Below are 9,623 nucleotides of genomic sequence, written 5' to 3'. Positions count from 1 at the left end.
CGCCCGCCGGCACCCAGCCGGTGCACCCCGGGGCGCGACCGGCCGCCCCATCTTTCTCCCGAAGCGGAGCCCGATCATGACCTCTCCGGTGTTGACGACCGACGAGCCGCACGCGGCCAACCGTCGCGGCGGCAAGCCGCCCCGTTCGCCGGCGCACGCGATGCCGACCGACCGCCGTCGCCGGGACAAGCGCCTGACCGTGGCGTTCTTCCTCTCCCCCGCCCTGCTGCTGTACGGGCTGCTGGTGCTCACCCCGGTGGCCCTGGCGATGTGGTTCAGCCTCTACTCGTGGAACGGCATGGGCGGTCTGCCCAGCGACTTCGTGGGGCTGGACAACTTCCGTCGCATGCTGAGCGACCCGATCTTCCTCGGGGACCTGCGGCGCGGTGGCATCCTGATCCTGCTCTCGTTGCTGGTGCAGTTGCCGCTGGCCATGGCCCTGGCGCTGCTGCTGAACCAGCGGATGCGCGGCCGGGCGATCTACCGCCTGCTGTTCTTCGCCCCGTACGTGCTCTCCGAGGTCATCACGGCGGTGCTGTTCACCAGCATCCTCGCGCCGGACTCGGGCCTGCTCAACCACGTGCTGGGCTCCATCGGACTGGAGTCCCTGCAGCGGGCGTGGCTGGCCGACCCGGACACCGTGCTGATGGCCCTGTTCGCCGTCATCACGTGGAAGTTCTTCGGCTTCTACACGATCCTCTACCTGGCCGGGCGGCAGAGCATCCCGCACGAGCTGAACGAGGCGGCCTCGCTGGACGGCGCGAGCCCCTGGCAGCAGTTCCGGCACATCACGCTGCCGCTGCTGGGCCCCACCATCCGGATCAGCGTCTTCCTGTCGGTCATCGGCACCATCCAGCTCTTCGACCTCGTGTGGGTGATGACCCGCGGCGGCCCGGTGCGCTCCTCCGAGACGCTGGCCGTGACGATGTTCGACTTCGGTTTCCAGCGTTACCAGTTCGGCTACGCCAGCGCGTTCAGTGTGGCGATGTTCGTGATCAGCATGGTGTTCGCCCTGCTGTACGTGCGCTTCGTGATGCGTCGTGACACGCAGGGCGCCATGACCACCATGGGAGGGGCGAAGTGAACCACCGCCGCAACACACTCCTCGTCGGGGTCTCCCGACAGCTCCTGGCGCTGGGCCTCGCCGTCCTGATCGTCGGGCCGCTGCTGTTCGCCGTCCTCGGCGGCTTCAAGGACAGCGCCCAGCTCTCGCAGAACCCCTTCGGTCTGCCCTCGCCGTGGCGACCGGAGAACTACGGTGACGTGCTGGCCTCCGACACCTTCTGGCGGCAGGTCTTCAACAGCATGCTGATCGGTGTCGTCACCACGGTGCTGGTGGCGGGGCTGGGGGCGATGGCATCCTTCGTCTTCGCCCGCTACGCCTTCCGCGGGCGCGAGGCCTTCTTCATGCTCTTCACCGTGGGCCTGATGTTCCCCTTCGCGGCGGCGATCCTGCCGCTGTTCGTGCTGCTGCGCTCGATCGGCCTGCTGGACAACTACCTGGGCGTGATCCTGCCGCAGGTCGCCTTCGGCCTGCCGATCACGATCATCATCCTGCGCGGCTTCTTCCGGGAGATCCCGCGCGAGGTGGAGGAGGCCGCGATCCTGGACGGCTGCTCGCCGTTCGGGTTCTTCTTCAAGGTGCTGCTGCCGATGGCCCGCCCCGCGCTGGCGACGGTGTCGGTGCTGGCGATCGTGGCGAGCTGGAACAACTTCTTCCTGCCGCTGGTGATGTTCACCGACCCGAGCCTGTGGACGCTGCCGCTGGGCGTGCAGCAGTTCCAGGGGCAGTACGCCTCGGACACCGCCCGGGTGATGGCCTACCTGGTGCTGGCCATGCTGCCCGCGCTCGCCTTCTACGCGGTGGCGGAGCGCCACCTGGCGGGCGGTCTGACGGCGGGTGCCACCAAGGGCTGAGCCGTCCCCCCGGGGAGCCACCGGCCCCCGGTCCGGATCGCGCGTCGCGCGGCCCGGGCCGGGGGCCGGCGCCGTGTGCGGCGCCGGATGGGGAACCCCCGGCACGCCGTGTCGGACCCGGCGGGACCGTGCCCGGCGTGCGCGGCCGGCCCGTGATCGGGACCGCCGGGCCACGGCGCCGGGCGGGCGAGCCCCGCAGCCGTGCGCAGTGGCCCCCGCCGGGCGCACCGGGCGCACCGGGCACGGCGCCGCGGAACTCAGATCTGGTTCAGGCCGCCGTCGACGTACAGGCTCGACCCGGTGACGAAGCCGCTCTGGTCGGAGGCGAGGAAGGCCACCGCGGCGGCGACCTCCTCCGGCCGCCCGAGCCGGCCCAGCGGCACCTGCGCGGCCAGGTGCTCCCGGAAGCCGGCGGCCTGCTCCGGATCGGGGACGAGCCCGGAGAGGCCGGGGGTGTCGGTCGGGCCGGGCGTGACGGTGTTGACCCTGATGCCGCGCCCCCGCAGTTCGTTGGCCCAGGTCCGGGCGAACGAGCGGACGGCGGCCTTGGAGGCCGCGTACACGCCGAACGCCTCCGTGCCGACGTCCGCGTTGGTGGAGCCGTTCAGGATCACCGAGGCGCCGTCGTTGAGCAGGGGCAGCACCTTCTGGACGGTGAACAGCGTGCCCCGGACGTTGATCCCGAAGAGGGTGTCGAAGTGCTCCTCGGTGATCCGCTCCAGCGGCATGAACTCGGCGACGGCGGCGTTGGCGAACAGGACGTCCAGGCCCCGCCCCCGGTCGTGGATCGTGTCGTGGAGCCGGTCCAGGTCGGCCGGGTTCGCGATGTCGGCGGTCACCGCCGTGACCGCCGACGGGCCGATCGCCTCCACGGCCGCGGCGAGTTCGGCCCCGCGCCGCCCGGTGACGACCACGTGCGCGCCCTCCGCCGCCAGTCGCGCGGCCGTGGCCAGGCCGATACCGCTGCCGCCCCCGGTGACCAGGGCGGTTCTTCCTTCGAGCAGTCCCATGTCGATGACCTCCGTCGACTTCCGTATCGATCGATGCAGAAGTCGAACCGTAGCACTTCCGCAGCGATCGATGCGGAAGGGGTAGACTGCGGGGGTGGGGAAGAGACAGAGCGGCCCGATCGGCCGACCGCGGGGCTTCGACACCGACGAGGCCCTCGAACGCGCCATGCTGGTCTTCTGGGAGCACGGCTACGAGGGGGCCGGCCTGGCCACGCTGACCAGGGCCATGGGCATCTCCACCACCAGCATGTACGCGGCCTTCGGCAACAAGGAGGAGTTGTTCCGTAAGGTTCTGGAGCGCTACACCGAGGGGCCGAGCGCGTACCTGGCCCGGGCGCTGGAGGAACCGACCGCCCTCGGGGTCGCCCGCGCGCTCCTGGCCGGCACCGTCCGCACCACCACCCGCCCGGCCCATCCCGCCGGATGTCTGGGCGTCCAGGGGGCGCTGGCCGTGAGCGACTCCGGACAGGGGGTCCGCGACCTGCTCGCCGCCTGGCGCAACGACGGCTGCACCCGGGTCCGGGAGCGGTTCCAACGGGCCGTCGACGAGGGCGACCTGCCCCCGGACACCGATCCGGGACTCCTGGCCCGCTACGTCACCACCCTGGCGTTCGGCATCGCCGTGCAGGCCGCGAGCGGTGTCGACCGGGAGGAGCTCCGGGCCATGGCGGACGCCGCCCTGGGCAACTGGCCGATCCACCCCTGAGGGCCGTCCGGCGCCCGGCCCCCGGGCATCCGCCCCATCGGCCCGGGTCCAAAAGGGCACACCCGCGCGCCCGACGAGGCGGGTGGGCCGGGAGTTGCCGCGACGGTGCAGCGAGGTGAACACCCGCATCGGCTCCTGACCTCCCGGATGCACCCGCGCGATCCCGGAACCACCGCCCACGTCTCCTCCCACGAGGCCAACGCCGCGTCGCGGTCGCCGAGGGTGAACATCTCGGCCGCCTTAATCAATAATTCCTGGCCGGACTCTGCATTCGGTGGTCGACCCGCCCCCTTGTGGATACCGCGTACTCCTGTGATATCGCACCGTCGACGAGCCGTCACTCTTTATGACTCCACGAGTTCAACGCCAGTAGAAGTTCAACCGCACAGCATAATTTATGGGACCCGGTTTCCCTGCCCGGACGGGGGTGAGAATTTGATCGACAGCCGACCGGGAGGACGAAGAATGGTCGGCCCCTCAGGGAAGCCGCCGGGAATGACGGTTCGCGGGGAGAGCAGGGATTGCCTAAATCGCTACCCATTGGGACGCGGACACAATGAGACGAAATTTACAGAAAATGCACCTGGTCGACGAATGTGGCCCACCGGCACTCGGGGACGACCGGATCGCGGGTTCCCGGATCGATGCCCTTCCGAGCCGAGAGCCGGAAGGAAGGATGGAAATCGAGCGCAATTTTTATTCTCTGAAGACCTGGACCTCAATGAGGAAGTTCTTCGGACAGGCCCGCGCCACGGAGTTGATCCGTGGCCTTCCGGAAGGGGGAACTTCCCACACCACGGAGACAGCACTCGGCGCGTTGAGACCAGCAGTGGGCCACGGTGGCGATCCAGCTACGACAACCCCCACCAGGATCTACGTCAACAAATCACCTGAAATCTCCAATATTTCACAATAGACGGGATTCAAGAAGACGCTGCCATGCCGTTTGAATGTGAGCCTCCGTGAAGAGGCGCTCTTTTCGGTGGTTCCACGCCCTGATGCACGCCGTTACCGACTCAGGACTCGGCGGAGGCGGCACAAGTTCTTCGGCAGCAAAAAGCACGGTACTCAAAAGCTCCATCCCGAATGCATCTTCGAAACCCGTTGTCAGGGCTTCGAACCTGGCCGCAGCTTCTTCGAACCCCGGGTGCTGTTTCAGAAATTGTTCAGCCTCATTGACGGAATCTTTATTGAGCTCCAAAATCGCCTGGGCCCCGCTCGTGCCATCACCAAAACCTGTGACGAAGTGGCCTTCCATCGCGGAGACCGCTCTGTCCAGGGGCTGCGAGTACGGACCATAGAGACCCTTCTCGAACCGAAGCCCCAACGGTAGGTGTAGCTTCTGCAGAAGGTATGCCACCTTGTGCGCTTCAAGCAGCGAAACCCGTGACTCGAATGCGAGACCACGAGAAATTCCATTCTCAACATACCGATTCAGCGCAGCGAGAAAAGCTGCGCGCTCACGCGTCATTTCGGGCGCCGGGGTGGCATTTGGCATTGATGACGCATTGGGAGTTCCCAAAGGCGAGTAAACACGGACTTCGACCCCGGGAACCGTTCCCAAAGCTTGGCGAATCATTGGCTCTACTTCGTTCCAGGAGAGTCCACCGTTTCCGCACCCGAGAGGTGGAACTGCGATGGAATTGATCCCGCGCTCAACGATTTCATCACGCAGCGCCACGAGCCCCGAGGCGATGTCCTCGATCCGTGACGGCGCACGCCAGTGGCGCTTTGTCGGAAAGTTGATGATGAACCTCGGGCCGCTTACTTGTCCGACCTCGTGCACATGCATCCGGCCGACCATGACATCGCCACGGTCACAAGACGCTTTGTAATCCTTGAAGTTCTCCGGATAGGCCCGCTTGAACTGCAAGGCGATGCCCTTGCCCATGACGCCCACGGTATTGACCGTGTTAACAAGGGCATCGACATCTGCCAGAAGCAGGTTGCCGGTGCCGCGCGTGATCATCGCTGTCCTTCCCTGGAGCTTGTTCGTTGCCGCTCGGTCAGTAATACCACTTGGGTCTGACGCTCACCGGAAGTTTCGCCCCCGCCTCTCCCAGTAGGTGCCGTACCTGCTGGGCATGATCATGATCATAGGTCGCCACCTCGTGCAAAGCTGTCACGGGCAGATGTCCATACACCAGGAGCTCCGCCATGCGCCGGCGCATGCGATCGCCGTCGTCCGCCGTGTTCGCCCAGTACGGTGCGGCCATGATCTCCCAGTCGACGACACTCGGCATCATGCTCAAGTCCGTGAAGTGCCTGGTGATCTCGCTTGCACAGTTCCCATCGCTGAACACGTAGGGTCTGTGGGACTCCTGGACACCGCTGACAGACGTGACCAGGTAGACAAGGGGAGGCTGCCCGTCCTGGTAGGTCGCCACACCGCCCCGGCTGATCACGTAGAGCATGGGTGACCGGGGGGCGAAGTAGAACGGGACATAGTCAGCTGGACAACCATATGGCGGGACAGTGATCCGTCGCGTCCGCCGTTCGGCTTTGACTGCCCTGTCTCCGCATTCTCTCAGCACGCCTCCTCGGCTCTGCATGACGGTGTCCGAGACCAATTGCTTCTCGGCAAGGATGTCACACAGGTTGCGTACATGCGTGAAGTGGAACAGTTCTCGTTCCCCAACGTTCGTCACAAGAGGTGAGTAGACCACAGTTGTGGTTGTCGAAGTCGGCTGTTTGCCCGTTAACCATAGCTTCTGGTAATGCACTTGACGGTGACCTTCGACAGCAACAGCAGCGGATGTTGTCGTACCCGGAGACACGCCCCCAGCGGCGACGACGGACCCCGTTCCCGCCCGGGACTTCCTTATCCACAAGGTCCGCCTCGCCACAGAGGGGACTGCCGACCGCTGGCCCTCTTGGTGGCACCGGGCCAGGGCGCGATGCTCCACAGATGATCGAGGCCCAGTACCGAATCCGGGTTACCCGGCCATGGGGCAGCAGGCTCCGAACCCGCCCGGATCACGTGAGACATTGCCACCTGGTGAGCAACCCTCGCCTGACGCACCACGAGGTTTCCCTCGCCTCCCGGTACCGGGCAAACGGCATGGCGGAGCGCCCCGGGGCCGGCGGTCAGCGGGCGGTCGGGGCGGGGTCGAAGAGGGTGCCCATGGCCGCGAGGACGGAGGGGGCCACCCGGTAGTACACCCAGGTGCCGCGTCGCTCGCAGGTCAACAGCCCTGCCTCGCGCAGCTTCCTCAGGTGGTGACTGACGGTCGGCTGCGAGACACCGACGTCGGAGATGTCACAGACACAGGCCTCCCCACCGGGGTGGGAGGCCACCGCCGAGAACAGGCGCAGCCGCACCGGGTCGCCGAGCGCCTTGAACATCGCGGCGGCGCGCTCGGCCTCCTCGGCCTCCAGGGGCCGCTGGGCCAGCGGCGGGCAGCACGGGACGACGTCCCCGGCGGGCGGGTTCGCGTCGGCCCCGGGGCCCGTCGGGATCTGCACGATGGTCATACCCCCATGGTGTCACCCCGGCTCCCGAACGCCCCCGGGTTCGGCGGCTTCGGTGGTGACCTCCGCAGCCGCCGACGGATGGGGGACGGGGGTTCGCACTCCCACCCACTGATTCGATGTACATCAATATTGACATCCGCCAACGCAAGGGTCAGGATGGCCAAGAAGGCATTGACATACGTCGATACAGGCAGGTGGAATTACCTGCCCGGAGGGAGCTCCGATGAGTACAGCCGCCCGGGCCGTCACCACCCCGGCAGCCGCAGCGACCGCAGCCACCGACCCGGGGGACCCCGGCGACCGCCCCGTGGTCGTCGTCGGTGCCGGCCCCATCGGTCTGGCCGCCGCCGCGCACCTGCTCGACCGGGGTCTGCGCCCGCTGGTGCTGGAGGCCGGCGACGGACCCGGCCACGCCGTGAGCGGCTGGGGGCACGTCCGGCTCTTCTCCCGCTGGGCGGAGGTGATCGACCCCGTCGCCGAGAAGCTGCTCACCGCCCGGGACCCCGGGTGGGTCCGCCCGGACGACACGGCGTACCCCACCGGCGCCGAGTGGGTCGAGCACTGGCTCCGGCCGCTCGCCGACACCCTCGGCGACCGCGTGCGGTACGGCAGCCGGGTCACCGGCGTCGCCCGCGCCGGGCGCGACCTGACCGTGGACGCCGACCGCGCCGCGCAGCCCTTCGTCGTACAGGTCGAGCGGGCCGACGGCGGCGAGGAGCGGATCACGGCCCGGGCCGTCCTGGACGCCTCCGGCACCACCGGCACCCCCTCGCCCCTGGGCGCCAACGGCCTGCCCGCCCTCGGCGAGCGCGCCGCCGCCGACCGGGTCGTGTACGGCATCCCCGACCTGCGGGACCCGGCCGTCCGCGCCCGGTACGCCGGCCGCACCACCGCCGTCGTCGGCTCCGGCGCCTCCGCCTTCACCGTGCTCGCCGCCCTCGCCGAACTCGCCCGGGAGGCCCCCGGCACCCGGGCGGTGTGGATCCTGCGGCGCGGGCTGGGCACCGACACCTTCGGCGGCGGGGAGGCCGACCAACTCCCCGCGCGCGGCGCGCTCGGCCTGCGCGCCCGGGCCGCCGTGGAGGCGGGCACGGCGACGCCGCTGACCGGCTTCCGGATCGCCGCCGTGGAACGCGCCGGGGACGGCACCGACCGGCTGGTCCCGGTCGCCGAGGACGGCCGGCGGTCCGAGCCGGTGGACTCGGTGGTCGCCGTGACCGGCCTGCGCCCCGACCTGTCCTTCCTCTCCGAGGTGCGGCTGGGGCTGGACGAGCGCCTGCGGGCCCCCGTCGCGCTGGCCCCGCTCATCGACCCCAACGTCCACTCCTGCGGCACCGTGTACCCGCACGGCGCGGAGGAGCTGTCCCACCCCGAGGGCGACCTGTACCTGGTGGGGATGAAGAGCTACGGCCGCGCGCCGACCTTCCTCGCGATGACCGGCTACGAGCAGGTGCGGTCGGTGGCCGCCGAGTTGGCGGGGGACCGGGAGGCCGCCCGGCGGGTGGAGTTGGTACTGCCCGAGACGGGGGTGTGCGGCGGGTCGGGGCTGTTCGACGAGCCGGCCGCCGTCGAGGGGACCGGGGACGGCGGGGAGGCCGCGGCCGGCGGGTGCTGCGGGGCGCCGGTGACGGTCGGCGGTCCCGGCGGCGGGTCCCCGGCCCGGGGCGGCTGCTGAGTCCCCGTCCGCGCCGCCCCCACGGGGGTGGGACGGCGCGGACGGGAGCGGCGGGCACCGGGCCGGCGGCACCGGCCCGGTCAGCCGCCGGGAACGCGCAGCAGGGCCGCCCAGAGGGTCAGCCCCGGCCCGAAGGCGAGCGCGACGGCGTGGGCGCCGGGTACGAGCCCGCCGCGCCGTCGCAGGTGGTCCAGCACCAACAGCACCGTGGCCGAGGAACAGTTCCCGTAGTCGTTCAGGACCGCCCGGGAGGACGCCAACGCCGACTCCGGGAGACCCAGTTCGTCCCGCACGGTGTCCAGGATCCGGGGCCCGCCGGGGTGCACCGCCCAGCCGACCGGGTCCCGGAGGGCCACCCCGTTGCGCGCCAACAGGTCCTCCACGACCGGCCGCACGTGCTTGGCCAGCACGTCCGGGACCTCCGGGGCCAGCCCCATGCGGAACCCCAGATCGGTGATCCGCCAGGTCATGTGCTCCCCGGTGCCGGCGTCGGTGTGGGAGGCGAGATCCACCACCTCCAGGGGAGGACCGGCCGCCCCCGGAGCCGGCGCGACCGGGGCGTCGTCCGGCACGGAATCACCCGGGCGCACCACCACCGCGACGGCGGCGTCCCCGAACAGCGCGTGGGTGACCACCTGTTGGGGGTCGGTGGTGGGCGGCTGGAGGTGCAGGGAGGTCAACTCCGCGCAGAGCAGCACCGCCGCCCGCCCCCGGGCCAGCACGTAATCGCTCACACTGCCCAGGCCGGGCAGCGCCGCGTAGCAGCCCATGTGGCCGACGAGCAGCCGGCGGGTGTCCGGGCGCAGGCCCAGGGAGGCCGCCACCCGGATGTCCGGGCCGG

Annotated in this window: 9 protein-coding genes; 4 read left to right on the top strand and 5 right to left on the bottom strand. The window is 69.5% G+C overall.

The genetic code is table 11. The annotated features are described in order from the left end of the window. Positions 1–76: 76 nt before the first annotated feature. Positions 77–1,084 carry a carbohydrate ABC transporter permease gene (locus FOE67_RS08050; RefSeq protein WP_182661947.1) on the top strand — a complete coding sequence of 336 codons (1,008 nt, stop codon included), beginning with the start codon at positions 77–79 and terminating at the stop codon, positions 1,082–1,084. A 44-nt stretch (positions 1,085–1,128) separates the two neighbouring features. Next, positions 1,129–1,917 (top strand): carbohydrate ABC transporter permease, encoded by a 789-nt coding sequence (locus FOE67_RS08045; protein WP_194444054.1) that lies wholly within the window; start codon positions 1,129–1,131, stop codon positions 1,915–1,917. Between the two features lie 257 nt (positions 1,918–2,174). Here FOE67_RS08045 and FOE67_RS08040 read toward each other — a convergent pair whose 3' ends face one another. Continuing rightward, positions 2,175–2,927 (bottom strand): SDR family oxidoreductase, encoded by a 753-nt coding sequence (locus FOE67_RS08040; RefSeq protein ID WP_182661943.1) that lies wholly within the window; start codon positions 2,925–2,927, stop codon positions 2,175–2,177. 94 nt (positions 2,928–3,021) lie between these two features. Here FOE67_RS08040 and FOE67_RS30000 point away from each other — a divergent pair, with 94 nt between their 5' ends. Next, a complete protein-coding gene (locus FOE67_RS30000) occupies positions 3,022–3,633 on the top strand; it encodes a TetR/AcrR family transcriptional regulator (RefSeq protein ID WP_182661940.1) in 612 nt (203 codons plus the stop codon). Between the two features lie 907 nt (positions 3,634–4,540). Here FOE67_RS30000 and darG read toward each other — a convergent pair. The 3 genes from darG to FOE67_RS08020 form a co-directional block, all read right to left on the bottom strand. Further along, on the bottom strand, positions 4,541–5,602 hold the full coding sequence (gene darG / locus FOE67_RS08030) for a type II toxin-antitoxin system antitoxin DNA ADP-ribosyl glycohydrolase DarG (protein ID WP_182661939.1): 1,062 nt from the start codon (positions 5,600–5,602) through the stop codon (positions 4,541–4,543). Positions 5,603–5,639: 37 nt separating this feature from the next. Then, a complete protein-coding gene (gene darT, locus FOE67_RS08025; RefSeq protein WP_182661937.1) occupies positions 5,640–6,299 on the bottom strand; it encodes a type II toxin-antitoxin system toxin DNA ADP-ribosyl transferase DarT in 660 nt (219 codons plus the stop codon). Between the two features lie 421 nt (positions 6,300–6,720). After that, positions 6,721–7,107: an ArsR/SmtB family transcription factor gene (locus FOE67_RS08020; protein WP_182661935.1), complete on the bottom strand. Its 387-nt coding sequence runs from the start codon at positions 7,105–7,107 to the stop codon at positions 6,721–6,723. Between the two features lie 223 nt (positions 7,108–7,330). Between FOE67_RS08020 and FOE67_RS08015 the strand changes: the two genes are divergently transcribed. Beyond that, a complete protein-coding gene (locus FOE67_RS08015) occupies positions 7,331–8,782 on the top strand; it encodes an FAD-dependent oxidoreductase (RefSeq protein WP_182661933.1) in 1,452 nt (483 codons plus the stop codon). Between the two features lie 80 nt (positions 8,783–8,862). Here FOE67_RS08015 and FOE67_RS08010 read toward each other — a convergent pair. Next, positions 8,863–9,623: type III polyketide synthase (locus tag FOE67_RS08010; protein WP_182661931.1), on the bottom strand; the 761-nt coding region annotated here is incomplete at its 5' end.

Source organism: Streptomyces calidiresistens (assembly GCF_014141525.1).
Lineage (GTDB): Bacteria > Actinomycetota > Actinomycetes > Streptomycetales > Streptomycetaceae > Streptomyces > Streptomyces calidiresistens.
The sequence above is the reverse complement of the archived record's forward strand: the minus strand, read 5'-3'. Positions and strand labels throughout refer to the sequence as shown.

Excerpts from the sequence above, each read along its gene's own strand:
- FOE67_RS08020 (WP_182661935.1), bottom strand. The coding sequence starts at position 7,107 with ATGACCATCGTGCAGATCCCGACGGGCCCCGGGGCCGACGCGAACCCG.
- FOE67_RS08015 (WP_182661933.1), top strand. The coding sequence starts at position 7,331 with ATGAGTACAGCCGCCCGGGCCGTCACCACCCCGGCAGCCGCAGCGACC.
- FOE67_RS08040 (WP_182661943.1), bottom strand. The coding sequence starts at position 2,927 with ATGGGACTGCTCGAAGGAAGAACCGCCCTGGTCACCGGGGGCGGCAGC.
- FOE67_RS08050 (WP_182661947.1), top strand. The coding sequence starts at position 77 with ATGACCTCTCCGGTGTTGACGACCGACGAGCCGCACGCGGCCAACCGT.
- darG (WP_182661939.1), bottom strand. The coding sequence starts at position 5,602 with ATGATCACGCGCGGCACCGGCAACCTGCTTCTGGCAGATGTCGATGCC.